Origin of the sequence: Bacillus licheniformis DSM 13 = ATCC 14580 (assembly GCF_000011645.1) — a bacterium.
Taxonomy (GTDB): Bacteria; Bacillota; Bacilli; order Bacillales; family Bacillaceae; genus Bacillus; species Bacillus licheniformis.
In genome coordinates, this window is the sequence record NC_006270.3 from 1,658,700 (window position 1) to 1,682,267 (window position 23,568).

The 23,568-nt window shown below is 47.1% G+C and carries 26 protein-coding genes; 21 read left to right on the forward strand and 5 right to left on the reverse strand.

What is annotated here, in order from left to right; all coding sequences use genetic code 11:
* Nucleotides 1-44 precede the first annotated feature (44 nt).
* Nucleotides 45-3,488, forward strand: coding sequence for a pyruvate carboxylase (gene pyc / locus TRNA_RS29945; RefSeq protein WP_011197953.1), 3,444 nt, complete (start codon nucleotides 45-47; stop codon nucleotides 3,486-3,488).
* Nucleotides 3,489-3,569: 81 nt separating this feature from the next.
* Here the strand turns inward: pyc and TRNA_RS29950 are convergent, their stop codons facing one another.
* Nucleotides 3,570-4,478 (reverse strand): COX15/CtaA family protein, encoded by a 909-nt coding sequence (locus TRNA_RS29950; RefSeq protein ID WP_003181473.1) that lies wholly within the window; start codon nucleotides 4,476-4,478, stop codon nucleotides 3,570-3,572.
* Between the two features lie 401 nt (nucleotides 4,479-4,879).
* Between TRNA_RS29950 and cyoE the strand changes: the two genes are divergently transcribed.
* The 6 genes from cyoE (at nucleotide 4,880) to ctaG (ending at nucleotide 10,940) form a co-directional block, all read left to right on the forward strand.
* The gene (gene cyoE / locus TRNA_RS29955; RefSeq protein WP_009328563.1) at nucleotides 4,880-5,806 is read left to right on the forward strand and encodes a heme o synthase; all 927 of its coding nucleotides are present in this window, start codon (nucleotides 4,880-4,882) and stop codon (nucleotides 5,804-5,806) included.
* A 277-nt stretch (nucleotides 5,807-6,083) separates the two neighbouring features.
* Nucleotides 6,084-7,151: a cytochrome c oxidase subunit II gene (gene coxB / locus TRNA_RS29960; RefSeq protein ID WP_003181478.1), complete on the forward strand. Its 1,068-nt coding sequence runs from the start codon at nucleotides 6,084-6,086 to the stop codon at nucleotides 7,149-7,151.
* 32 nt (nucleotides 7,152-7,183) lie between these two features.
* Nucleotides 7,184-9,052: a cytochrome c oxidase subunit I gene (gene ctaD, locus TRNA_RS29965; protein ID WP_009328562.1), complete on the forward strand. Its 1,869-nt coding sequence runs from the start codon at nucleotides 7,184-7,186 to the stop codon at nucleotides 9,050-9,052.
* Nucleotides 9,052-9,675, forward strand: a complete 624-nt coding sequence (gene ctaE, locus TRNA_RS29970; RefSeq protein ID WP_003181484.1) for a cytochrome c oxidase subunit III — start codon at nucleotides 9,052-9,054, stop codon at nucleotides 9,673-9,675. Before ctaD ends, ctaE begins: the two co-directional genes overlap by 1 nt.
* A gap of 2 nt (nucleotides 9,676-9,677) precedes the next feature.
* Nucleotides 9,678-10,007, forward strand: a complete 330-nt coding sequence (ctaF, locus tag TRNA_RS29975) for a cytochrome c oxidase subunit IVB (RefSeq protein ID WP_003181487.1) — start codon at nucleotides 9,678-9,680, stop codon at nucleotides 10,005-10,007.
* Nucleotides 10,008-10,040: 33 nt separating this feature from the next.
* Nucleotides 10,041-10,940 (forward strand): cytochrome c oxidase assembly factor CtaG, encoded by a 900-nt coding sequence (gene ctaG / locus TRNA_RS29980; protein WP_011197954.1) that lies wholly within the window; start codon nucleotides 10,041-10,043, stop codon nucleotides 10,938-10,940.
* Between the two features lie 56 nt (nucleotides 10,941-10,996).
* On the opposite strand, the gene TRNA_RS29985 is transcribed toward ctaG, so the two are convergent.
* A complete protein-coding gene (locus TRNA_RS29985) occupies nucleotides 10,997-11,356 on the reverse strand; it encodes a YugN family protein (protein ID WP_003181492.1) in 360 nt (119 codons plus the stop codon).
* A 167-nt stretch (nucleotides 11,357-11,523) separates the two neighbouring features.
* Here TRNA_RS29985 and TRNA_RS29990 point away from each other — a divergent pair, with 167 nt between their 5' ends.
* From TRNA_RS29990 to coaD, 9 genes are all read left to right on the forward strand, one after another.
* Nucleotides 11,524-11,970 (forward strand): CBS domain-containing protein, encoded by a 447-nt coding sequence (locus TRNA_RS29990; protein WP_003181494.1) that lies wholly within the window; start codon nucleotides 11,524-11,526, stop codon nucleotides 11,968-11,970.
* Nucleotides 11,971-12,110: 140 nt separating this feature from the next.
* Nucleotides 12,111-13,154, forward strand: coding sequence for a CAP domain-containing protein (locus TRNA_RS29995; RefSeq protein WP_003181497.1), 1,044 nt, complete (start codon nucleotides 12,111-12,113; stop codon nucleotides 13,152-13,154).
* Nucleotides 13,155-13,307: 153 nt separating this feature from the next.
* On the forward strand, nucleotides 13,308-13,703 hold the full coding sequence (locus tag TRNA_RS30000) for a YlbD family protein (protein WP_003181499.1): 396 nt from the start codon (nucleotides 13,308-13,310) through the stop codon (nucleotides 13,701-13,703).
* 14 nt (nucleotides 13,704-13,717) lie between these two features.
* On the forward strand, nucleotides 13,718-13,957 hold the full coding sequence (locus TRNA_RS30005) for a YlbE-like family protein (RefSeq protein ID WP_003181501.1): 240 nt from the start codon (nucleotides 13,718-13,720) through the stop codon (nucleotides 13,955-13,957).
* Between the two features lie 277 nt (nucleotides 13,958-14,234).
* On the forward strand, nucleotides 14,235-14,684 hold the full coding sequence (locus TRNA_RS30010; protein WP_003181503.1) for a YlbF family regulator: 450 nt from the start codon (nucleotides 14,235-14,237) through the stop codon (nucleotides 14,682-14,684).
* Nucleotides 14,685-14,755: 71 nt separating this feature from the next.
* Entirely contained in the window at nucleotides 14,756-15,028 is a 273-nt protein-coding gene (locus tag TRNA_RS30015; protein WP_009328559.1) for a YlbG family protein, read from the forward strand.
* Nucleotides 15,029-15,137: 109 nt separating this feature from the next.
* Complete coding sequence (locus TRNA_RS44275) at nucleotides 15,138-15,272, forward strand: hypothetical protein (protein ID WP_254926361.1); 135 nt, start codon at nucleotides 15,138-15,140, stop codon at nucleotides 15,270-15,272.
* Nucleotides 15,273-15,320: 48 nt separating this feature from the next.
* Nucleotides 15,321-15,887, forward strand: coding sequence for a 16S rRNA (guanine(966)-N(2))-methyltransferase RsmD (gene rsmD / locus TRNA_RS30020; protein ID WP_003181507.1), 567 nt, complete (start codon nucleotides 15,321-15,323; stop codon nucleotides 15,885-15,887).
* Entirely contained in the window at nucleotides 15,880-16,374 is a 495-nt protein-coding gene (coaD, locus tag TRNA_RS30025) for a pantetheine-phosphate adenylyltransferase (RefSeq protein WP_003181508.1), read from the forward strand. Before rsmD ends, coaD begins: the two co-directional genes overlap by 8 nt.
* Before the next feature lie 8 nt (nucleotides 16,375-16,382).
* Here coaD and ylbJ read toward each other — a convergent pair whose 3' ends face one another.
* A complete protein-coding gene (ylbJ, locus tag TRNA_RS30030) occupies nucleotides 16,383-17,603 on the reverse strand; it encodes a sporulation integral membrane protein YlbJ (protein WP_003181511.1) in 1,221 nt (406 codons plus the stop codon).
* A 323-nt stretch (nucleotides 17,604-17,926) separates the two neighbouring features.
* On the opposite strand from ylbJ, the gene TRNA_RS30035 reads away from it, so the two are divergent.
* Nucleotides 17,927-18,949: a SepM family pheromone-processing serine protease gene (locus TRNA_RS30035; protein ID WP_009328558.1), complete on the forward strand. Its 1,023-nt coding sequence runs from the start codon at nucleotides 17,927-17,929 to the stop codon at nucleotides 18,947-18,949.
* A gap of 16 nt (nucleotides 18,950-18,965) precedes the next feature.
* On the opposite strand, the gene TRNA_RS30040 is transcribed toward TRNA_RS30035, so the two are convergent.
* Entirely contained in the window at nucleotides 18,966-20,216 is a 1,251-nt protein-coding gene (locus TRNA_RS30040) for a nucleotidyltransferase (RefSeq protein WP_003181516.1), read from the reverse strand.
* Between the two features lie 217 nt (nucleotides 20,217-20,433).
* Here TRNA_RS30040 and TRNA_RS30045 point away from each other — a divergent pair, with 217 nt between their 5' ends.
* From TRNA_RS30045 to gerR, 3 genes are all read left to right on the forward strand, one after another.
* On the forward strand, nucleotides 20,434-20,949 hold the full coding sequence (locus TRNA_RS30045) for a YceD family protein (RefSeq protein WP_003181519.1): 516 nt from the start codon (nucleotides 20,434-20,436) through the stop codon (nucleotides 20,947-20,949).
* A gap of 23 nt (nucleotides 20,950-20,972) precedes the next feature.
* The gene (gene rpmF, locus TRNA_RS43240; protein ID WP_003181522.1) at nucleotides 20,973-21,146 is read left to right on the forward strand and encodes a 50S ribosomal protein L32; all 174 of its coding nucleotides are present in this window, start codon (nucleotides 20,973-20,975) and stop codon (nucleotides 21,144-21,146) included.
* A gap of 154 nt (nucleotides 21,147-21,300) precedes the next feature.
* Nucleotides 21,301-21,900 carry a sporulation-specific transcriptional regulator GerR gene (gerR, locus tag TRNA_RS30050; protein ID WP_003181524.1) on the forward strand — a complete coding sequence of 200 codons (600 nt, stop codon included), beginning with the start codon at nucleotides 21,301-21,303 and terminating at the stop codon, nucleotides 21,898-21,900.
* 42 nt (nucleotides 21,901-21,942) lie between these two features.
* On the opposite strand, the gene TRNA_RS30055 is transcribed toward gerR, so the two are convergent.
* The gene (locus TRNA_RS30055; protein WP_003181526.1) at nucleotides 21,943-22,422 is read right to left on the reverse strand and encodes an N-acetyltransferase; all 480 of its coding nucleotides are present in this window, start codon (nucleotides 22,420-22,422) and stop codon (nucleotides 21,943-21,945) included.
* A gap of 182 nt (nucleotides 22,423-22,604) precedes the next feature.
* Here TRNA_RS30055 and TRNA_RS30060 point away from each other — a divergent pair, with 182 nt between their 5' ends.
* Entirely contained in the window at nucleotides 22,605-23,486 is an 882-nt protein-coding gene (locus TRNA_RS30060; RefSeq protein WP_011197955.1) for a 2-dehydropantoate 2-reductase, read from the forward strand.
* The last annotated feature ends 82 nt before the right edge of the window (nucleotides 23,487-23,568 follow it).

Genomic DNA, 23,568 nt, shown 5'->3' on the forward strand with positions numbered 1-23,568 from the left:
TTAGAATAGATACATACTTATAACAGCGGATGAGGGGGAACGACATGTCACAACAGTCTATTCAAAAAGTTCTTGTTGCAAACAGAGGGGAAATCGCTATCCGCGTATTTCGGGCCTGCACAGAACTGAATATCCGTACGGTAGCGATCTATTCTAAAGAAGACAGCGGATCTTACCACAGATACAAAGCCGATGAAGCATACCTGGTCGGCGAAGGGAAAAAGCCGATTGACGCTTATCTTGATATTGAAGGCATCATCGAGATTGCAAAACGCAACCATGTGGATGCCATCCATCCAGGCTACGGCTTCCTGTCGGAAAACATTCAGTTTGCTAAGCGGTGTGAAGAGGAAGGCATCATCTTTATCGGACCGACCTCCGAGCACCTCGATATGTTTGGAGACAAAGTAAAAGCCCGCGAACAAGCTGAAAAAGCTGGAATTCCGGTCATACCGGGGAGCGACGGACCAGTGGCGGATATAGCGGAAGTGAAACAATTTGCGGAAAAGTTCGGATATCCGTTTATCATTAAAGCGTCGCTTGGCGGCGGCGGGCGCGGCATGCGGATCGTCAGGGACGAATCGGAGCTGGTGGAGTCCTATAATAGGGCGAAATCAGAGGCGAAAGCGGCCTTTGGCAATGATGAAGTTTATGTCGAAAAGCTGATTGAAAAGCCGAAGCACATTGAAGTTCAAGTCATCGGAGATAAAGAAGGGAACGTGGTTCACCTTTACGACCGCGACTGCTCTGTGCAAAGGCGTCATCAAAAGGTCATCGAAGTGGCGCCGAGCGTTTCGCTTTCTGAATCCCTCCGGGAAAAGATTTGCGATGCTGCCGTTAAGCTTGCGAAGAATGTTGAATATGTCAATGCCGGTACAGTCGAATTTTTAGTTGCGAACGATGAGTTTTTCTTTATTGAAGTGAACCCGCGTGTTCAGGTGGAGCATACCATTACGGAAATGGTAACGGGCGTCGATATCGTTCAGACGCAAATCCTGATCGCTGCCGGTCTCAGTCTGGACAGCAGCGAAATCAGCATTCCGAACCAGGATGCGATCACGCTGCACGGATATGCGATCCAGTCAAGGGTTACGACTGAAGATCCGTCAAACAATTTCATGCCTGACACAGGCAAAATCATGGCATATCGCTCAGGCGGCGGTTTCGGGGTGAGGCTTGATACCGGAAACAGTTTTCAGGGCGCTGTCATTACGCCTTATTACGATTCGCTGCTTGTTAAGCTTTCAACTTGGGCGCTGACGTTTGAACAGGCGGCAGCCAAAATGGTCCGCAACCTTCAGGAATTCAGGATCAGGGGAATCAAAACGAACATTCCTTTCCTTGAAAATGTGGCGAAACACGAAAAGTTTCTTACAGGGCAATACGACACGTCTTTTATCGATACAACGCCAGAACTTTTTGTCTTTCCTAAGCAGAGAGACCGCGGAACGAAAATGCTGACATATATCGGGAACGTAACGGTCAACGGCTTCCCGGGCATCGATAAAAAGAAGAAGCCCGAGTTTGATAAGCCGCAGATCGTCAAAACAGATGTCGATCAGCCAATCGCAAGCGGAACAAAACAGATTCTTGATGAACGCGGAGCCGAAGGGCTCGTCAAATGGGTGAAAGATCAAGAGGAAGTGCTCCTCACTGATACGACGTTCCGCGACGCCCATCAGTCATTGCTTGCGACAAGAGTCAGAACGCATGACCTGAAAAAAATCGCCAATCCGACGGCTGCGCTCTGGCCAGAGCTTTTCAGTCTTGAAATGTGGGGCGGCGCCACATTTGATGTCGCTTACCGTTTCTTGAAAGAAGATCCGTGGAAAAGGCTCGAGGAGCTGCGGAAGGAAATTCCGAATACGATGTTTCAAATGCTTTTGAGATCTTCGAATGCCGTCGGGTATACAAACTACCCTGACAACCTGATTAAAAAGTTCGTCAGCGAATCGGCTGCGGCCGGAATCGATGTATTCCGCATTTTTGACAGCTTGAACTGGGTTAAAGGGATGACGCTCGCCATTGATGCAGTGCGCGAGTCAGGCAAGCTTGCCGAAGCGGCGATCTGCTATACAGGGGACATTCTCGATCCGAACAGAAGCAAGTATAATCTTGAATATTATACGTCAATGGCAAAAGAGCTTGAAGCTGCGGGGGCGCATATTCTCGGCATTAAAGATATGGCCGGCCTGCTGAGACCTCAAGCGGCATACGAACTGGTGTCGGCTTTGAAAGAGACGATCGACATTCCGATCCACTTGCATACACACGACACGAGCGGCAACGGTATTTTTATGTATGCGAAGGCGATAGAAGCAGGCGTCGACATCGTCGACGTAGCGGTCAGCTCGATGGCGGGTCTGACATCACAGCCAAGCGCAAGCTCGCTTTACCATGCGCTTGAAGGAGATAAACGCCGTCCGCAGTTCAATGTCGATGCGGTAGAGTCGTTGTCTCAATATTGGGAGTCTGTCAGAAAATATTACAGCGAGTTTGAGAGCGGCATGATTGCGCCTCATACCGAAATTTACAAGCATGAAATGCCTGGCGGCCAATACAGCAACCTTCAGCAGCAGGCTAAGGGAGTCGGCCTCGGCGACCGCTGGAATGAAGTGAAAGAAATGTACAGCCGGGTCAACCACCTGTTCGGGGACATCGTAAAGGTTACGCCGTCATCTAAAGTCGTCGGGGATATGGCGCTTTACATGGTGCAAAATAACCTGACGGAAGATGATATTTACGAAAGGGGAGAATCTCTCGATTTTCCTGACTCGGTTGTCGAGCTTTTTAAAGGGTATATCGGTCAGCCTCACGGCGGATTCCCTGAGAAATTGCAAAAGCTGATTTTAAAAGGGCAGGAGCCGATTACAGTACGCCCTGGAGAACTGCTTGAACCGGTTTCATTTGACGCTATAAAAGCGGAATTCTTGGAAAAGCATGGTATGGAGCTTTCCGACCAGGATGCTGTTGCATATGCGCTTTATCCGAAAGTGTTTACCGAGTATGTCAAGACAGCGGAACTGTACGGGGATATCTCTGTGCTTGATACACCAACCTTCCTCTACGGCATGACCCTCGGCGAAGAAATCGAGGTCGAGATTGAAAGAGGGAAAACGCTGATCGTCAAACTTGTCTCTATCGGGGAACCGCGTCCGGATGCGACGAGAGTCGTTTATTTTGAACTGAACGGCCAGCCTCGCGAAGTGGTCATTAAAGACGAAAGCATTAAATCGTCCGTTCATCAAAAGGTGAAAGCCGACCGTTCAAACCCGAATCATATCGCGGCATCTATGCCGGGAACGGTAATCAAGCTTCTTGTAAGCAAAGGGGACCAAGTGAAGAAGGGCGATCATTTGATGATCAATGAAGCGATGAAAATGGAAACGACCGTTCAGGCTCCGTTTTCAGGAACTGTTGAAAACATTCACGTTACAAACGGAGAAGCCATTCAAACCGGCGACCTTCTCATTGAACTGAAAAAATAAAAGCACGGCCGCTGACTTTTGTCGGCGGCCTCTTTTTATGAAAAAATCCCCCGCAAAAGGCGGAGGATCAACCGTTTATTTTTATTTTTGCACCTGCCTGCGATAGCGCGCAACAAGCAGCAGGAAGTAGCAAAGGATTCCGAACAGGCAGGAAATAAAGAATGCGTGGGCGAGTGCAAAACCCAAATCCAGTCTGCTGTAGACAACCGCAATTCCTGAGGCAGCCTGAAGGATGATCAGGATCAGGGAAATCATCCAGCCCCAATAAATGCGTTTTTGATTTTTATACTGTCTTGCTGCATGTACCGCTGCCGCGATGATCCAGGCGAACAGAAGAAGCGCCGCAGCTCTGTGTCCCATCTGCACCCATTCGTGAAACTTCCCGGGAAGCCAGCCGTTTTCCGTGCTGCACATCGGAAAGTCAAGGCACGCGAGGCTTGAACTCGTATGCCGGACATATGCGCCTGTATAAACGACGACATATGTGTATATAATGATTCCTATCATATGAAACTGCATGGTTTTTCCTATATAAAACGATTCGGATTTCTGTTTGCTGTCAGCTTCAAACACCAGGAGCGTCAAAAGCAGCACAGAAGCAAAGGAAATAAGCGAGATTCCGAAGTGCAAAGCCATGATCAGGGCCGATGACCCGAAGACGACCGCTGCAGCGCCCAAAAGCGCCTGAAGAATGAGAAAGACGACCGACATCACCGCGAGAAATTTCGTTTCTCTGATATGGCCGATTTTTTTCCATGTCCAAATGGCGAGAGCCAGCACAAGGACGCCGGATGTGCCGCTGACAAACCTGTGGCTCCATTCGATAATCGATTCAAGGGTTAAAGCCGGGAATATGCTTCCGTTGCAAAGCGGCCAAGATCTGCCGCAGCCCATTCCTGAACCCGTCTTTGTGACGAGGGCGCCGCCGATCAGCACGAAAAGCATGGCGATAGTTGTGATAATTCCCAAGCCTTTTAATGCTTTATTCATAAATTCAATTCTCCTTTTTAATGCAAACTGACTAATAAAAAGATATTTACCACCTTCAAGTGTAAGCGAATTGATGTTCTGCTGCAATTCATAATGATTATTGTTCACAAAAATGCAATAGAAGGCGTTCACATTTTTATTGGTTTTGAAGACTTGATAATTGTGGCTTCGTTTGATAGAACTATATTAGAATGACAGTGGTTTTCCGCTCTTGTTCACAACTTTTCCTTCATCTGTAAAGAAAGTCATAAAAAGTTCACAAATATAAACCGGTTTGTCGATTAATATTTAATAGGCTGTTTTTTTCCATCCGGTAATCTTGTATGATAGAGTTGTAGGTTTTTTATGAATATACCGCTTCTCTTGACGTGATGAAGGTTTGAGTAAGGGGGGTTAGTATTATGGCTGAAACAAGAATTACAGCTGATACAGCAATGAATGGACAAATAGAAGAGACGACAGCATGGAAAGATTTCCTCGCCCTTATCAAAGTCGGGATTGTTTACTCGAACCTGATAACAACTTTTACGGGCATGTGGCTCGCTTTTTACTTTTCAAATCTGAGCTTTCTAGGAAACCTTGATATCGTGCTGTTCACTTTAGCGGGGTCCTCGCTTATTATTGCAGGCTCATGCGTCATCAACAACTTTTATGACCGTGATATTGACCAGCTCATGCAGCGGACGAGAACAAGGCCGACGGTGACTGGAAAAATCCAGCCTTCACAGGCATTGTGGTTCGGCATTCTGCTGACTGCGCTCGGTTTTATCATGCTGCTGATGACCAATCTGACAGCTGCCGGAGTAGGATTTGTCGGCGTCTTTACGTACGTGTTTCTATACACGATGTGGTCAAAGCGCCGCTATACCGTTAATACGATCATCGGAAGTGTGTCAGGGGCTGTTCCACCTTTGATCGGATGGACCGCTGTCCAAGGTTCCATCGGAGTCGAGGCGTGGGTGCTGTTTTTAATTATGTTTATTTGGCAGATTCCCCACTTTCTGGCGCTTGCGATTAAGAAAACGGAGGAATACAGAGCCGCAAATATACCGATGCTGCCTGTTGTACACGGTTTTGAAGTGACGAAAAGGCAGATCATCATTTGGATTGCCTGCTTAATGCCGCTGCCGTTTTTCCTGGGCGGACTCGGACTGCCGATCGTCATTTTGGGGACGGTGCTTAATATCGGCTGGCTCGTTTGCGGTCTGGTCGGTTACAGAAGCAAAAATATCATGAAGTGGGCAACGCTCATGTTTGTATATTCATTAAATTACTTGACCATTTTCTTCGTTGCCATGGTCGTATTTACACTTTTTAAAATTGGATAGAACTCTATAATTCATCACATTGAAGGCTGTCAATTAACACTTCAAGCAGACAACAATCATGTAAAAGCCGCCTTATCGATTTTTTCGATTATGTTTAACAAGGCGGCTTTACGTTCATACATAGATGGTATTTTGAGTAAAAAACCTCATTATTTATGAAATGAGGAAATGTAAGTGCTTTAATTGGAGTGGGGAGTCAGATGAATGAATAGGTGTCCTATAAACGTTTGAACAGTGAAAGTTTCAAAAGGATTGATTGAAAAGGGGTTGGGAAGAAATGTTAAAGAAATGGCGTCTGATGTCGCTGTTCACTATTTTGGCGCTTGTTTTAGCAGGGTGCGGAGAACCGTTTATATCAACGCTGCAGCCGGCGGGCGAGGTGGCTGATCAGCAGTATTTCCTAATGATTCTCAGCACGCTGATCATGGTTGTTGTTGTAGTAGTGGTAAGTTTCATTTTCGTATTTGTCATCGTCAAGTACAGAAGATCTAAGCTCGGTGATGACCACATCCCGAAACAGGTTGAAGGAAACCGCAATTTAGAAATTTTATGGACTGTTATTCCGATTATCCTCCTTCTTATCCTGGTTGTTCCTGTTGTCGCACAGACCTTTGATCTTGCTGATACGAAACCGATGGATAAGAAAAACAGGGATCCGGAGAAGACGCTCGTCGTCAACGTGCGGGCGAACCTTTACTGGTGGGAATTCGAATATCCTGACTACGGCGTGATTACGAGCCAGGAGCTGGTCGTGCCGACCGATGAACGCATTTACTTCAAGCTGAAAGCTTCCGATGTCAAACATTCATTCTGGATTCCTTCTGTCGGGGGCAAGGTTGATACGAACACAGACAATGAAAACAAGTTCTACTTAACGATTGATTCAAAACGGGCGGAAAAAGCCGGAGACTATTTCTACGGGAAATGCGCCGAGCTCTGCGGACCTTCCCACGCTTTAATGGACTTTAAAGTTAAAGCGGTTTCGAAGGATGAGTTCAAGAAATGGATGAGCGATATGGAAAACAATAAAGCGGAAGCGAAAACCGATCTCGCTGTTGAAGGAGAAAAGGTGTTCAAAGAGAAAAACTGCCTGAGCTGTCATGCGACCGATTCAAAAGACCAAAGGGCGGAAGCGGCCAGAACGGCTCCGAACCTCGCGACTTTTGGAGACAGGTCGACGATCGCCGGCGTGAAGGAATTCAACGATGAAAACTTGAAAGCGTGGCTCAAGGATCCTGAAAGCATAAAACCGGGCAACAAAATGACCGGCACATACCCTGATTTGAGCGACAAGGAACTTGATGCACTGACTGAATATTTAAAGGGGTTAAAAACCGAAGACTAACGCTTCAAAGGGAGAATGAGGGAGGTTACATTGTGAGTACGCTTAAGAAAAAGCAAGGTTTTGGGGCTGTATTATGGGACTATTTAACGACTGTCGATCATAAAAAGATTGCCATCCTTTATTTGCTGGGCGGCGGGTTCTTCTTTGTGCTCGGCGGAATCGAAGCGATGCTGATCAGGGTTCAGCTGATGATACCGAACAATGACATCATGAGCGGCGGGGTCTACAATGAAATCATGACGATGCACGGCACAACGATGATTTTCCTGGCGGCGATGCCGCTGTTGTTCGCATTGATGAACGCCGTCGTTCCGCTGCAGATAGGCGCGCGGGATGTCGCGTTTCCATTCTTGAACTCGCTCGGCTTCTGGCTGTTTCTTTTCGGCGGCATCTTTCTGAATTTAAGCTGGTTTTTGGGAGGGGCACCCGATGCCGGCTGGACGTCTTATGCGTCGCTTTCCCTTCATTCCGAAGGGCACGGGATCGATTTCTATGTTCTCGGTCTGCAAATTGCCGGGATCGGTACGCTGATTGCCGGGATTAACTTTCTCGCGACGATCATCAACATGAGGGCGCCGGGCATGACATACATGAGGCTGCCGCTTTTCACATGGACGACATTCGTCGCTTCGGCTTTGATTTTGTTCGCGTTTCCGCCGCTGACCGTAGGCATTGCGCTCTTGATGCTGGACCGGTTGTTCGGAACGAGCTTTTTCAATCCGGAATTAGGCGGAAATACGATCATTTGGGAGCATCTGTTCTGGATTTTCGGACACCCTGAAGTTTATATTCTCGTACTCCCGGCGTTCGGCATTTTTTCGGAAATCATTCCGGTTTTTGCGAGAAAAAGGCTGTTCGGCTATTCTTCAATGGTATTTGCAACCGTATTGATCGGCTTTTTAGGCTTCATGGTTTGGGCTCACCATATGTTTACAACGGGACTCGGGCCTGTGGCAAACGCCATTTTTGCGGTGGCGACGATGGCCATTGCCGTCCCGACTGGTATTAAAATCTTCAACTGGCTGCTCACGGCGTGGGGCGGGAGCATCAAGTTTACAACGCCGATGCTTTACGCGATATCCTTTATCCCGACGTTTGTTATGGGCGGGGTGACAGGCGTCATGCTTGCTGCCGCACCGGCTGACTATCAGTTCCATGACACGTACTTTGTCGTGGCCCACTTCCATTACGTCATCATCGGCGGAGTGGTGTTCGCCATCCTCGCCGGAGCTCATTACTGGTGGCCGAAAATGTTCGGGAAAATGCTGAGCGAAGCGTTGGGCAAAATAACGTTTGTACTCTTTTTCATCGGGTTCCACCTGACGTTCTTCATCCAGCATTGGCTCGGATTGTGGGGAATGCCGAGACGCGTGTTCACATACTTGCCGAATCAGGGATTTGACATGGCGAACCTGATCAGTTCAATCGGAGCTGTGTTTATGGCGGCTGCGGTCATCATACTCGTGATCAATATTATCGTGACGACTGCCAAAGGGGAAAAAGTCGGCAGCGATCCTTGGCATGACGGAAGAACGCTTGAGTGGGCCGTTTCTTCGCCGCCTCCTGAATACAACTTCAAACAGCTGCCTTTGGTCAGAGGCCTTGATGCTTTATGGATCGAAAAAAGAGCCGGCAAGCAGTCAATGACCGCCGCGGAGCCGCTTCAGGACATCCATATGCCAAACGGATCGATTCTTCCGTTCATCATGTCACTCGGGCTGTTTATATCCGCCTTCGGCTTTATGTACCGGACGGAATTTGCCTGGGGGCTGCCTGTCATTCTGATCGGGTTAGGGATCACGTTATTTATGATGCTTCTCCGGTCTGTAATTGATGACCACGGGTACCATATTCATAAAGAAGATCTGATGGATGATGACGACAAAGGGGTGAAGGCATAATGCATACAGAAGAGAAATTGACGGCTGAAACCTTCCCGGCTTCTCCTGAAAAAGCTACGTTAGAAGGAAAAAATAAATTTATCGGCTTTTGGCTATTTCTCGGGGGAGAGACGGTTCTTTTCGCGTCTCTCTTCGCAACATACCTTGCGCTGAAGAATTCGAATGCAGGGGGGCCGAAAACGACCGAGATGTTCGACATGGGGCTGGTCTTTCTTGCGACAATGCTCCTTTTGACGAGCAGTTTGACGAGCGTGTATGCGATGTATCATATGAAAAACTTCGCTTTTAAAAAGATGCAGGTTTGGCTCGGAATCACCGTTCTGCTCGGTGCAGGCTTTCTGGCGCTTGAAATATATGAGTTCACGCATTACATTCACGAATATGGGTTCACCATTCAAAGCTCGGCTCTCGGCTCCGCTTTTTATACGCTTGTCGGCACACACGGAGCACACGTTACCTTCGGGCTTCTCTGGATTCTTTCTTTGATGATCAGAAATGCGGGCCGCGGATTAAGCCTTTACAACGCGCCGAAGTTTTTTGTCGCAAGCCTCTACTGGCATTTTATCGACGTTGTCTGGGTGTTTATCTTTACCGTTGTATACTTGATGGGGATGGTGGGATAAAAATGGTGAATAACGAAAACAGAGGGAATCCCAAAACAGATCTTGCCTACCGCAAAAAGAAAAACGCGGAGGACATGAGATATCAGGTTATTTCATTCGGTTTGATGATCGGCCTGACCATTGTCGCTTTTTTAACGGTCGCCTCAGATGCCGGCGTATGGTTTACGGTGCCGTTTATTCTGCTGCTCGCCGTCATTCAGGTTGCGTTTCAGCTGTATTACTTTATGCATATGAGTCAGCGGGGGCATGAAGCGCCGACTTTGTTCCTTTATTCGGGCGTTTTGGTCGCTTTTGTTACCGTGTTGGCTTTTGTAACGCTAATCTGGTGGTAATCGAACCGACATACAGAAAGGAGGATGCTCATGTTGGGCAGCCTTGAAATATTCGGTTTTCGCGCCCTTTGGAGCCCCTATTTCCTAGGGGCTGTCGTTTTCATAACCGCCCTTTACTTTTTTCTGATGAAACGCTTAGGATCAGAAGGAGAGCGGGCGTCCAGGAAAGAAATCGGTTTATTCCTGACGGCGATGATTCTTTTATACGCGTCTAAGGGCAGTCCGGTTGATTTGCTGGGACATATTATGTTCAGCGCGCATATGGCGCAAATGGCGGTTCTGTATTTGATCGTGCCGCCTCTGATCATCCTTGGCATACCGCCTTGGTTTTGGAAAAAGGTCATTTTTCTGCCGATCGTCAAGCCGCTGTTCCGGTTTTTTTCCAAACCATTGATCGCGATAATCGTGTTTAACGGTCTATTTTCGATGTATCACATTCCATTGGTGTTTGATTTTATAAAGACGGATGCCGTTTATCATGCCGCCATTACCGTGCTGATCTTTATTGCAGCGTTTTTCATGTGGTGGCCGCTCGTTCACAAGGTCGAGGAGCTTCCGCAGATGAGCGGACTTTTGAAACTCGGCTACATTATGGCTGACGGCATTTTGCTGACACCGGCGTGCGCGTTAATCATGTTCAGCGATACGGCTCTGTATTCGACATATTCGGATCCGTCAGCATGGGCGGAGGCAATGAAGCTGTGCGTTCCTCTCGATACGCTGAGCGGAATGACGCTTACAGGTCCGGAAATGTTCAGCAGCATGCCTGTTCTCGAAGATCAGCAGCTTGGCGCGATTGTCATGAAAATCCTACAGGAAATCGTGTACGGGACATTTTTGGCGATTATCTTTTTCGGCTGGGCGAGGAAGGAAAGAGCCAAAGACGAAAAGGACCTGGAAGAAGAATCATATTCTCCGTCTACGGTTCATTAAGGTCAAAAAAGGGTACAGCCTCACCGAGGGGCTGCACCCTTTTTTATGTACGCCTGCTACACTTCAAGCGCTGAAACCTTTTCTTTGATCGAATTCAGCACCGTCTTGCTTGTTTTGAGGAGCTGCGGCGGAAAATGTTCGTCTTCGCCGTATTCCACTCCATGCGGATAATAATATTTGCCCAAAAGCGGCGTCATCAGTTTGATTACCGCGCGCCGGGCGCCCACGTCACCTTCGATGGCATATCCGAACACGCGAAGGTAGAATCTTCCTTCGACCATATCGAATTTGCGGTCATATGTGACGCGTTCATAATCCCATTGTCCAGCTCTTACGAACCCTTCGTTTTCCATGATGTCGTCTAACCGGTTAAGGTCGGCAGTCAATCCTTCAATTCCGGATTCTTCAAATTTCATCCCGTAAAACCCCCTTAAAAAAATTACCTTTACTGACAATCATAGTATGAAAGCGTTAAACTTTCAATCCTGCCTGAGCCGATATATAAATATTTTTGTGGACAGTATGAATCGCGCGCGGCTTGACGACAATATGAACAAACGAACGACAAGAGGAGGTCTTCTGATTGACACGTGTGAAAGATATCATGACAAAGGAAACATTATATTGTACGGTTCTTGATAATGTATACGAGGCTGCCGTGAAAATGAAAGACGGGGATGTGGGAGCGATTCCGGTTGTGCTTGATGACGGCTTGGAACTGGTTGGGATCGTCACTGACCGGGATTTAGTGCTGCGGGGAATCGCAGCTAAAAAACCGAATTCGCAAAAAATTACAAATGTCATGACGACTGATCTCATTACGGTAAGTGAAGACGATTCAATTGAAAAAGCGGTCGATCTCATGGGAGATTATCAGATCAGAAGGGTCCCGGTTACACGGGGAAAAACGCTTGCCGGCATCATTACGCTCGGCGATGTTTCAACTCACAATAAATCGAACCGCCAGGCTGGCGACGCGCTGACATTTATATCTGAAAACGAAGAGCGGCCTGGAGATTTTCTTCATTAAAACATATTTTGTCTCACATCTTAATAGGCTGTATTAACATTGAAAATTCATGTCAGTTCTGTTTAAATGACACTAAAGGCAAGTTTTTGATGCGTGCGCAGCTTAATGGATAGATTGATCCGTCAGTCGGAGGTGAAAGTTTGAAAAATATATTAAGAGCGGTCGTGATCCTTCTCATCGTTGCGGCTTCATACACGCTGTTTATTCAATACGGCTCAACGCCTGAGAAAATTGCGAAGGAAGACAAGCCGCAAGTCTCAAACGAAGATGCAAAAAAAGAGAAGCCCTTGAACATTCCCGATTCCGGCCTGCTTTCCTTTATCGGGGAATCGGCCGAGACGATCGAAAAGAAACTGGGGAAACCGGACAGAGTCGATCCTTCAGCGTATGATTATGAATGGTGGGTCTATAACCAAGGGAAAAAACAGTACGTTCAAATCGGCTTGCTGGGCGGCAAGGCTGTGACATTGTTTGCGACAGGCGACGGGGTGAACACCGCTCCGTTTAAAATCGGACGGCCGTCAAGGGAAGTTTTCAAAACGACCCAGATCGCCCCGTATGTCAATGTTCAATATAAAGGCAGTTCATACCGTTTTGAGTTTTCCGAGGAAGATATGAATACAAGGCCGACGGTTAAAGTCGGAGACATCTATGTTCAGCTGTACATGGATAAATTCGAGGGGACGCTTTCAAGCATCAGGGCATTTGATGCGCCGACTTTAATCAAGCAAAGGCCGTATGAAGTTGTCTACAGAGGCACCCTGATCGAGCCTAAAGCATTGACAGAATCGGATTGGAAGAAAATCGAGAAAGCAAATGAGAAGCAGATTTTTGATATAACAAACGTTATCCGCGCAAGGCACGGCCTGTCTGAGCTCACTTGGGATGAAGGCGTATCAAAAGTGGCTTACGGCCACAGCAGCGACATGAAAGAGCACCATTACTTCTCCCATGTGTCAGAAACGGAAGGCACCCTCAAAGACAGGCTTGAAAAAGGAAAAGTCAATTTTGAGCAGGCGGGGGAAAATATCGCGCTCAACTATGTCGACGGGCCTGCGGCGGTTGAAGGCTGGTTAAACAGCGAAGGGCACAGAAAAGCGCTCTTAAATGCCGACTATACCCATCTCGGCGTCGGGGTGGATGAGAAATATTATACGCAAAACTTTATTAAAGAATGGCAATAGAGCCCGGGACAATACCCGGGCTTTTCGTTTTTTGAGAAATCCTGAAATGTCGGCTGCTCACCGTTCCTGTAAAAAGAGGAATTTTAGGCGAACATTTTTTGCCGGGGCGGATTACACTATAGTAGGCATATGTTTTCGGAGGGGGTGTAGACGTTGGCAAATCAAAACGCGCAATCATCCATCAATGAATTTAAGCAATTTATAAAACGGCATCCTAAGTTGATTTCCGAAGTCCGGAAACAAGAAAAAAGCTGGCAGGAAGTCTATGAAAACTGGGTTTTGCTCGGGGAAGACGATTCGATATGGGATCCGTACAGGGAAGAAGCTTCAGCGGAAAAGGAGCCGGACGCTGGCGGCAAAAACGATTTCATTTCGAAAATGGTGACGGCCGTTCGAAAGATGGATGCCAATCAAATGAATGAGCAGATCAATAAAATGAGCCAGTCTATTTCTTCGCTGCAAAGCTTGCTCAGCCAGTTTTCGGGCGGAAGCCAAAAACAGCAGAAACAAAGCGGCGGCGAGCATCCGTTTTCTTTCCGAAAAGATTAGGGAAGGAGAAAGACATGCGTAAAGAAGTGCAGGAGTATGTGTTCGCCGACGAAGAGCGCCGCCGGTTCATCCGTGAGCAGCCGGTCTGGTACCGCAAGCTTTCGCGGAATCCGAATGATCTGTCAGCCTTTCATCTCGATATGATGAATTTTTATGAAAAAACGATTCCTCACAGGGTCAACCAGTTATCGGGCAGCATTCAGATGGCCCAGATGATGCTGCAAATGTTTCATGCGATGCGCACTCAGGATTAATTTAAGCCTGAGTCTTTTTTTGTGATGATAAATCGCGCCATTCTGGTAAAGCTAGGTGTGAAGGAGTTGATCTGTGATGAAGAAGTGCTGGCTTGTAATCTTTCTGTGCCTCTTGCTGGCCGGCTGCGCCACCCATAAACCAAAGCCCAAAGGCTTATCTGATTGGCGCGATTCCGCTTGTGAAAGCGAAGTTTTTGGAAAATTATAGTTCGGAGGCGGCATAGACATTTTTGAAAACGGCTGTTTTGTGATACACTATAGCTGGAGGTGCATGTCTATGTTTGCCACAATGGAATCGTTGCGGCTTCAAAATGAAGCATATGATTTGGCCAACATGATTCTTCAATCAGAGGCGGCTGAACATTACAGAAAATGCTACAAGCGTCTCCGCGAAGATGAAGAGGCCGGACGTATTATCGCTTCGTTTACGAAAATAAAAGAACAGTACGAGGATGTGCAGCGCTTTGGCAAGTATCATCCTGATTATAAAGAGATATCCAAGAAAATGAGGGAAATCAAACGGGAGCTTGACCTTCACGATACAGTAGCCGAATTTAAAAAGGCGGAAACCGAGCTGCAATCCATTCTTGATGAAGTCAGCGTGGAAATCGGTCATGCTGTGTCAAAACATATCAAAGTACCGACTGGAAACCCTTATTTTGATAATCTTTCATCTTGCGGCGGCGGCTGCGGGTCAGGCGGAAGCTGCGGCTGTAAAGTTTCCTGATGAGGCTCGGTCGCCCCGAGTCTCGTTTTTTTATAGAACTTCATGCACAGAGCGACAGGCAGGTGAACAATTTGGAAATCAGGCGTCAAGGTTTAATCGTTTGGCTGCACTCCTTGAAGCAGGCGAAAATGCTCAGGAAATTCGGAAATGTTCATTACGTTTCAAAGCGGCTGAAATATGTAGTGGTGTATTGCAATATGGAAGATGCCGAAAGAATCATCGCAAAAATACGTTCGTACTCTTTTGTCAAACAGGTGGATCTTTCATACAAACCGTTTTTGAAAATGGAGTTTGAATCCAAGCAGGATAAAGCGAAAGAATACGACTATAAAGCCGGGCTCTAACTTGGTTTATGTTAAAAAAATCCCCGCAGAAGTACCTCTGCGGGGTCCTTCTATTCCTTAAAAAATTAAGGAGAAGGCAAAGGGAGAGGAGAAACCGGAGGAAGAACTTATGGGGAAACGTAAGTCTTCTCCGCGGTTGGCAACAACATCAATCGATGCTGTTGCTATTATTATCACCACCGAGCCTTTTTGCTATACATATGAATTTGCACTTTGGGTGTTTGTGCCAGAAAACACTTTATGATAAGATAGGAATGATTTTTTTCGAGTTTTAAGAAAAAGTGGTGGAAGTATGAGAGTGATTTCTGGGACGTATAAGGGACGTGCCTTAAAGGCGGTTCCCGGCACGTCGACAAGGCCGACGACCGATAAAGTAAAGGAATCCATCTTTAATATGGTCGGCCCGTATTTTGAAGGCGGCACCGGCCTTGATCTGTACGCGGGAAGCGGCGGATTGGGCATTGAAGCGCTGTCGCGGGGATTTGACCGCTTCATTTTTGTCGACCGGGATTTTAAAGCGATTCAAACCGTGAAAGGAAATTTGAAAACGCTGGGCTTAGAAAAGTGCGCCGAAGTGTACAGAAATGACGCAGAACGGGCTCTGCATGCACTGGTGAAAAGGGGCGCAAGCTTTGATGCCGTCTTTTTGGACCCGCCATATCGAGAGCAAAAGCTGGAAGCGCTTTTATCGATCATTGATGAAGCGGATATGCTGACTGAAAGAGGGTTTATTGTGGCTGAGCATGCGAAGGAAGTCATGCTGCCGGATGCGGCGGGCGGACTTCAGCTTGCCCGGCAGGAAATATACGGCTTAACAGGCGTGACCATATACAGAAAGAGAGGGAATGGGGATGGCTAGCATTGCCGTTTGTCCCGGAAGTTTTGATCCGGTGACTTTTGGACATTTGGATATCATCAGGCGCGGGGCGAAAGTGTTTGATAAAGTTTATGTATGCGTTTTGAACAATTCTTCGAAGAAGCCGCTGTTTACAGTGGAAGAACGCTGTGGGCTGCTTCGCGAAGTGACGCAGGATATCCCGAATGTGCAAGTGGAATCTTTTCAGGGGCTTTTGATTGATTATGCAAAGAGCAAGCAGGCAAACGTCATCCTGCGGGGGCTTAGAGCGGTATCTGACTTTGAATACGAGATGCAGGGAACCTCGATGAACAAAGTGCTCGATGAAAATATTGAAACGTTTTTTATGATGACGAATAACCAATACTCGTTCCTCAGTTCAAGCATTGTCAAAGAAGTGGCAAAATATAAAGGTTCAGTCGCAGAACTCGTGCCGGAAGCGGTCGAGGCTGCACTTGAAAAAAAGTTTGCAAAAAATGAGCGGCCGTAACCGGCTGCTCATTTTTTAACAGGGGCGTAAGATTTGGCATAAAGAATGATATAGATGAGAAGGGTGCCGATTGTTAGGAGCGGACCGATCTCTGCTAAAGTGTTCCACATCTCCAGAAAGAAAGGTTCCGTCTTCCCGGCCGTCAGAAAGGAGAAGACCGGCTCCGTCGGAGAATAGAACGATGTGTAAAGAGGCTTCCAAAGAATAAGAACAAAGATCGCTGCATAAATTCCCTGGAGGATGCGAGCGATAAAAAACGGCTTAAAGCGGATATCCGTTTCAGCAAGAATGCCTGCAACCTGCGCTTGGACGCAGAAGCCGCTGAAACCCAAAATAAAGCTGACGATCACCGCTTGCTGGAGAAGCGCCGCATCCGTTGCGCTGACCAGTTTGCTGCCGAGCGTAATCTCAAACAATCCCGATAATAAAGGCTTATCAAAATCACCGGGCAATTGAAGAGCCGTCAAAATCATTCTTGTCGCGTGCGAAAGAATGTCGGTGATGTGCATCACAGAAAGAATGTTATTAAAAACCGAAAAAAGAATGATGAAGCCGCCCACCATTAGCAGCGTTTGAACGGAGGAGATGACAGCATCGCTCAAAAGTTTGCCGAGCGGCCGCTTTTCTTCAAGTCTTGCCTGATGGAGCGCTTTTAAGGCTTCTTTAATTGAAGGCACAGGAAGCTTCTTTCGCACGGCGGTGCGGTTTTCTTCTTTTCTTCCGTAAGTGCGCATCGTCAGTCCAACTGCGAAATTGCCCAAATAATGGGCCGCCGCAAGCACAACGCCAAGAGAAGGATTATGGAAAAAGCCGACCGCAACGGCTCCGAAAATAAACAGCGGGTTAGATGAGTTGGTGAATGAAGCGAGCCGCTCTGCTTCGACCCGGGAAATCTGCCGTTCCTGTCTCAGCCTTGAAGTCAGTTTTGCGCCGGCCGGGTTTCCCGATGCCATTCCCATTGCGAGCACGAACCCTCCGACGCCGGGTACGCGGAACACCGGTCTCATGAAAGGCTCGAGCAACAGCCCGACAAACCTGACGACACCAAACCCGATCAAGAGCTCTGATAAAATAAAAAAAGGCAAAAGGGAAGGGAATACGACCTCCCACCACATGGCAAGTCCACTTTTAGAAGCGTCAAATGATTCTTGCGGGTGGGTAATGACGGCGGCTGTAAATGAAAGCAGCAAAACGGCAATCATGAGTGTCTTTACCTTTGACATGTCCATTTCTAACCCCCTTTGCGGCTGTGAATACACATTGGAAACAGGATCATGATAAAATAAACGAAAAGCTTGCCCGATTTGTGCGGTAGCCTTCTCCGTGAAACTTCTTTATCATTATACGAAGGCTGGTCCTTATTTTAGACCACCAGATTGCAGATCGGCGATGAAACAAATGAACCGGAAGCTCTTTAAACGCGCGGAAACCCTTCTCCTTGATGAGCATCAAAAGAAGGCATTTCATACATCTGTGAATTCATGCAGGCTGAAAATTCGAAGCCGGATCAAGATGTGAGCCGGTGAAAATAAAGATGGAGGGTTACATTTTCATGCTGAAAAAAAGAATTATACGCATCGCACTATTGCTCGTTATCATCGTGGCCGCGCTGTCATTTGTGAAGCTGCCATATTACATCACCGAACCTGGCGAAGCGACCGAGCTGAACCCTTTAATTAAAGTCGATAACGGCTATCCTGAAAAAGGGAGCTTTTCTTTAATGACAGTTAAAGTCGGTCCTGCCAATCCGCTTACATATATATGGGCAAAAATGCGCCCTTACCACGAAATTCTTCCGGAAGAAAATTTTAAACAAGAAGGCGAATCTGATCAGGAATATATGAAGCGCCAACTGCAAATGATGAGAGATTCCCAGGAAAATGCGATGATCGCCGCTTATAAGCGGGCCGGAAAAGAAGTCAGCTACACGTTTAACGGCGTATATGCCATGTCGGTCGTCAGCGGCATGCCTGCAGAAGGGAAAATACAAGTCGGGGACAAAATTAAAAAAGCGGACGGAAAATCGTTCCGGTCAGCGGAGAGCTTCGTCCGCTACATCGAGTCAAAAAAAGCCGGGGACCGCGTGAAAATCGTAGTTGAACGGGATAAAGAAGAAAAAACATATGAGATGAAGCTGAAAACATTCAAAGAAGATCCAAAGAGAGCGGGGCTCGGCGTCTCCCTCATCACAGACCGCAATGTCAAGGTGAAGCCGGAGGTCGATATGGATATTGAAAACATCGGCGGCCCTTCGGCAGGGCTGATGATGTCAATGGAGATCTATAACCAGCTGACAAAAGAAGACGAGACGAAAGGACACCATATTGCTGGAACCGGAACGATCGACGACGAAGGCAAAGTCGGTCCGATCGGCGGCATCAGCCAGAAAGTCGTTGCGGCAGACAAGGCGGGAGCCGACATCTTTTTTGCCCCGAACGAAGGCGGAAAAAAAGGATCAAACTATGAAGAAGCTGTAAAAACGGCAAAAGATATTAAAACCGATATGAAAATCGTCCCTGTCGACACGATGGATGATGCGATTCATTATTTGGAAGATAAAGTGAAAAACACCTGATGTCCATCAGGTGTTTTTATTTGCGCAAAAATATCCGGCTGTCTTCGTCATACCTGATCGGCGAAAGGGAATATTCCTGCTCTGTCAGCATCGTCCGCACCGGCTCTTTGAGCGGGGCGCTGTATACTTGGCCCGCTTTTATGTCAAGCTGGAGGGAAGGATGGGAAAACGATCCCGTCTTTGTAATAAGGGGTGCGCTCAAGCTTTTTTTCTTTTCAGCCAAATAGGCCTGCCCTTTTTTTGTCATTCCGAGAAGTCTGATATATGCCGGATGTGTTTCGTTTAACATGCGCTTAACGTCGGCTTTCTTCGTTTTTGTGAGGATATGGGTGTTCATGCGCTGCAGTCTTGTCCACGTATAGCGCTTCGTTTTCAAAAGCTCCATGTATTCCTTAAAAGAGCCTGCTTTCCGGATCGCTTTTTTGACGCGGTGCTCAAGGCCTTCTTCCACTTCGTATATCCCTTTCAGCTCTTCTGTATCCATTGTATGCAGGCTGTATTTCAAAAAGGGGAAATAATCTTCAGGCGAGTGCCACATGCCGAAAGTCCGGGCGTATTCATCGAGCTCATCGACCGTTGTCTTTGGAAGGTAGAAGCGGCTGTCCGCAAGGCTTCCCGTTTCAAAAATCGACTTGCGTATGCTCGTAGCGCTTGCGATTCGGTCCGCTTCAGGGAATGTTGAATCGTGATAGCCTGAGGACCGGCGCTTGACGGTTTCGGGCTTCATGCTTAATTGCTTTTGCATGATGGCTTTCACATAATGGAATCCGAGAATGTTGTTCGGCTTTGAAAGGTCAACGATGTTACCGCCTTCTCTTGTTACAGACCGGAACGCTTTTGCCATCGCTTGCGGGTAGCTCAGCCCAAACGCTATCTGCTTTCTGGCTTCTTCGTTGAGCCTGTCTTCGTGCTCTATCGTGTGTGCGGCTGTATTGAGAAATGCCTCAATATCGCCGTGCTCGCTTCCGAAAAACAAAGAAGAACACCCTAATTCATTTAAAATCGAGACGGCGCCTTCAGCAAACGTTTCCGCTTTTTGGACGGCGAATATGTAAGGGAGTTCAACGACGACATCGGCAAAAGATGCGAGCGCCATCTTCGTACGCGCCCACTTTGATACGATGGCGGGTTCGCCGCGCTGCAAAAAGGAGCCGCTCATAACGGCAACCGCCACCTCGCTCCGCGTTTCTGATTTTGCTTCCTTTATATGATATAAATGTCCGTTATGAAAAGGATTGTATTCCACAACAAGGCCGACCGCTTTCATTTTTTCACCTCTCTTGCATCTCTTGAAATAGTTATGATACATTTACACATGGAATGTCCAGACGCCTCGCGAAAACAGCGTTTTTCCTAAGTGTATGAATTGTTGTTCACGATGTCAACGAATGAAAGGCGCAGGCGCATATCTGTAAAGAAAAAATATTGACAAAAAACATGATGAAAGCTATAATCATGTTTGTTGCTCACTTAGAGGTGATACAATGAAATGGACGATACATCAGCTGAATCAAATGCCGAAGAAGGACTTTGAATTTGATGAAACAGTTGATTTAAGCGAACTCTCTCAAAGCTCGGAAATCCGCAGCATTTCACCGGTGCGGGTGAAAGGGCGCGCGGAAATCCGCTCAAAGCAGGCTGCATTTGATTTTACCATTTCAGGCGAGATGATCTTGCCTTGCTCAAGAACGCTTGTTGATGTTCGTTATCCATTCAGCATTTCTACAAAAGAACTGTTTATATTTCATAAGACCGAGGAAATGGAAGATGAAGACATCCATATTGTTGAAGATGACCTCATCGACTTGACTCCGGTCGTGAAAGAAGAAATCCTTCTTGAGATCCCTATGCAAATCTTTTGTGAGTCTGTTCAAAAAGAAGAAGGTGCTCCGCAGGAGGGCAAGGATTGGCAGGTCATTACAGAAGATGACCGGAAAGACCGGATCGATCCGAGACTTGCCGGACTCGGGAAGCTCTTAAAACAAGAAGATGAATCTTAACGCTCTTTAAGGAGGTGGGAATAATGGCTGTACCTTTTAGAAGAACTTCTAAAACGAAAAAAAGACTTCGTCGTACACACTTTAAATTGCAAGTGCCTGGTATGGTAGAATGCCCAAACTGCGGTGAGATGAAACTTTCACACCGCGTCTGCAAAGCATGTGGATCATACAAAGGAAAAGACGTAAAAAGCAACTAATCGTCAACAATGAAAACACAAGACTTCATGTCTTGTGTTTTTTTATACCCGTTTTCCCTTCATCCTTTTATTTCCTGTAAAGAAAATAGTCTATCTACTCTATCAGCCGCATATGTATGAGGTAAATTCATAAAGTCATGGAGGGGGATAACATTTGACGATTACAAGACAGGATGCATGGACACAGGATGAAGATATATTGCTGGCTGAGGTCGTATTAAGGCACATTCGGGAAGGCGGGACACAGCTTTCAGCCTTTGAAGAAGTGGGCAAGGCTTTAAGCAGAACCGCGGCCGCCTGCGGATTCCGCTGGAATTCATTTGTCAGAAAGCAATACCAATCAGGCATTGAACTGGCAAAGAAGCAGCGCAAAGAGCTGCGCAAAAAAATCGGCATCCATTCCGCAAACCTTCCTGGATCTGTCAAAACGGTTTCTGAGAGCAAGGCGGAAAACCTGACGCTCGATGATGTCATAGAGTACTTGGAAAAGCTGAAAGAAGCCCCGGTTCAAAAGGACTTTATCGACGAGAAGAAAAAGCTTGCTGAAGAAATCAATGAGCTGAAACAAGAAGTTGAAAAGCTGCGAAGCGAAAATCAATCGCTGAAAAAAAAGCTTGAATTGACAGAAGAGGATTATAAAGCGCTGATTGAAATCATGGAGAGAGCCAGAAAAATGGTCGTTCTTCAGGGAGACGAACGAAACAAAAAGGCGATGCTCCAGCCGGAGCCGAATGAAAATCTGGGGGAAGCTTGAAAATAGAAAACCGGCCATCCGCTATCGGCCGGCTTTTTTCGTTTATGCTGATTCAGAACTTTGACTAGGTTCGCTCGCAGGATGCCAAACGAGCGGATTTTCCCCTTTATCCCGGGCCATATCGTATTTAACCGGTGTAAAGCCCATCTTGTTCCAAAAATCGGATGATTTGACGCGCGGACTTGTGCGAATCGGGAGTCCGAAAGATTTGGCGAACTCCACAAGCATCGTTCCGTAGCCGTTTCGCTGATACCCCGGCAAAACTTCAAGCTTCCAGAGCTCGAGGTAATCTTGGCCTTCTTCAAAATATTGGTTTGATTTACCATCCACTTTATACAGGCTCATTCTTGCGACGAGCCGATTTCCGTAATAGATGCCGTAAAACGGTGAGTTGCTGTCGTTTTCAATCATGTTGCTTTCAAGGTCCTCCAGCATGGAAAGCTCTTGAATCCCGTACTCCCTGAACTTTTTAAATTCTTCAAGCGTTTTGTAGTTGATCAGCAAACGTTCGACTTTGACCATTATGTTACCCCCTTGTTTGTGGTCTACTTCTATTGTAAACGCTTTTTTCAAAAAATCCAAATGATAAAAATTTTCTAATATAATGAAGCGAAACGGTTCTGAATATTTGAAACAACTGACAAGTCAACGGCGAAAATTTCTGCTATGATATACAGTATATGAAAAAATCAGGGTGTGAGAATGTGAAAATCGGAGTCATCGGAGGAGGCTCGGTCGGCCTCCTTTTTGCATACTATTTTTCGTTCGGCCACGAAGTGACTGTGATTGCGCGGAGAAAGGAACAGGCGGAAGCGATTGAAGAAAAGGGAATCCGCCTTCTTGAAGACGGGAAAGAGATGACCGTGAACGCCAGGGGCGTGACTGAACTTGATCCGGACTGCGACCTTCTTTTTGTTGCCGTAAAGGAGCATCAGCTCGGAGCCGTTCTGTCTGAGCTGGAGCAGGCGGCTCCTCTTGACATCATGTTCCTGCAAAATGGAATGGCGCATATTCCCGTGCTTGAAAAATGGCAGACGGGCCACCGCATCTATACGGGATCTGTGGAACACGGAGCTGTCAGGGTGGATGACCGCACATTCCGGCACACGGGAAAAGGGGCCGTAAAATGGAGCGCGTTCCGAAGCCAATCCGCCGCCCGGCTGAAAAAAGAGCTCGCTTCGGTGCATGAAGCGTTCCCTTTTATTTGGTCCGAAGACTGGTATAAGCCCCTCGCCGAAAAATTGATTGTCAATGCGTGCATCAATCCGCTGACGGCTCTTTTGCGGGTGAAAAACGGCGCGCTGCTTGAGGAGCCGATGTATGGGGCCTATATGAAGTTCGTCTTTGAAGAAGCGAGCCGGATTTTGGAACTTGAAGATCGCCAGGCAGCGTGGGACCATGTTCTTTCCGTCTGCCGCCGGACGAAAAGCAACACGTCCTCAATGCTTGCCGATGTGCTGGCAGAAAGAAAAACGGAAGCGGATGCGATCATCGGCTATCTGCTGAAGCGGGCAAAAGAGTCAGGAGAGCCCGCCCCGCACCTTACCTTTTTATATCGCAGCATCAAGGCGCTTGAAAACGAATGAAGCTAAATCTTTTGACCGAATCGCGTAACGTGCTATACTCGTTTCGGATAGCTAACTATTTACTGGAGAAAGGAAGTTCTAG

What these genes read in the sequence shown, in the direction of transcription:
- ctaF (WP_003181487.1), top strand. Translation starts at nt 9,678, where the DNA reads ATGGTGAATAACGAAAACAGAGGGAATCCCAAAACAGATCTTGCCTAC.
- pyc (WP_011197953.1), top strand. Translation starts at nt 45, where the DNA reads ATGTCACAACAGTCTATTCAAAAAGTTCTTGTTGCAAACAGAGGGGAA.
- coaD (WP_003181508.1), top strand. Translation starts at nt 15,880, where the DNA reads ATGGCTAGCATTGCCGTTTGTCCCGGAAGTTTTGATCCGGTGACTTTT.
- TRNA_RS30045 (WP_003181519.1), top strand. Translation starts at nt 20,434, where the DNA reads ATGAAATGGACGATACATCAGCTGAATCAAATGCCGAAGAAGGACTTT.
- TRNA_RS30035 (WP_009328558.1), top strand. Translation starts at nt 17,927, where the DNA reads ATGCTGAAAAAAAGAATTATACGCATCGCACTATTGCTCGTTATCATC.
- TRNA_RS44275 (WP_254926361.1), top strand. Translation starts at nt 15,138, where the DNA reads ATGGGGAAACGTAAGTCTTCTCCGCGGTTGGCAACAACATCAATCGAT.
- TRNA_RS30005 (WP_003181501.1), top strand. Translation starts at nt 13,718, where the DNA reads ATGCGTAAAGAAGTGCAGGAGTATGTGTTCGCCGACGAAGAGCGCCGC.
- TRNA_RS29950 (WP_003181473.1), bottom strand. Translation starts at nt 4,478, where the DNA reads ATGAATAAAGCATTAAAAGGCTTGGGAATTATCACAACTATCGCCATG.
- TRNA_RS29985 (WP_003181492.1), bottom strand. Translation starts at nt 11,356, where the DNA reads ATGAAATTTGAAGAATCCGGAATTGAAGGATTGACTGCCGACCTTAAC.
- ctaE (WP_003181484.1), top strand. Translation starts at nt 9,052, where the DNA reads ATGCATACAGAAGAGAAATTGACGGCTGAAACCTTCCCGGCTTCTCCT.
- coxB (WP_003181478.1), top strand. Translation starts at nt 6,084, where the DNA reads ATGTTAAAGAAATGGCGTCTGATGTCGCTGTTCACTATTTTGGCGCTT.
- TRNA_RS30010 (WP_003181503.1), top strand. Translation starts at nt 14,235, where the DNA reads ATGTTTGCCACAATGGAATCGTTGCGGCTTCAAAATGAAGCATATGAT.
- ylbJ (WP_003181511.1), bottom strand. Translation starts at nt 17,603, where the DNA reads ATGGACATGTCAAAGGTAAAGACACTCATGATTGCCGTTTTGCTGCTT.
- TRNA_RS30040 (WP_003181516.1), bottom strand. Translation starts at nt 20,216, where the DNA reads ATGAAAGCGGTCGGCCTTGTTGTGGAATACAATCCTTTTCATAACGGA.
- cyoE (WP_009328563.1), top strand. Translation starts at nt 4,880, where the DNA reads ATGGCTGAAACAAGAATTACAGCTGATACAGCAATGAATGGACAAATA.
- TRNA_RS30055 (WP_003181526.1), bottom strand. Translation starts at nt 22,422, where the DNA reads ATGGTCAAAGTCGAACGTTTGCTGATCAACTACAAAACGCTTGAAGAA.
- rsmD (WP_003181507.1), top strand. Translation starts at nt 15,321, where the DNA reads ATGAGAGTGATTTCTGGGACGTATAAGGGACGTGCCTTAAAGGCGGTT.
- rpmF (WP_003181522.1), top strand. Translation starts at nt 20,973, where the DNA reads ATGGCTGTACCTTTTAGAAGAACTTCTAAAACGAAAAAAAGACTTCGT.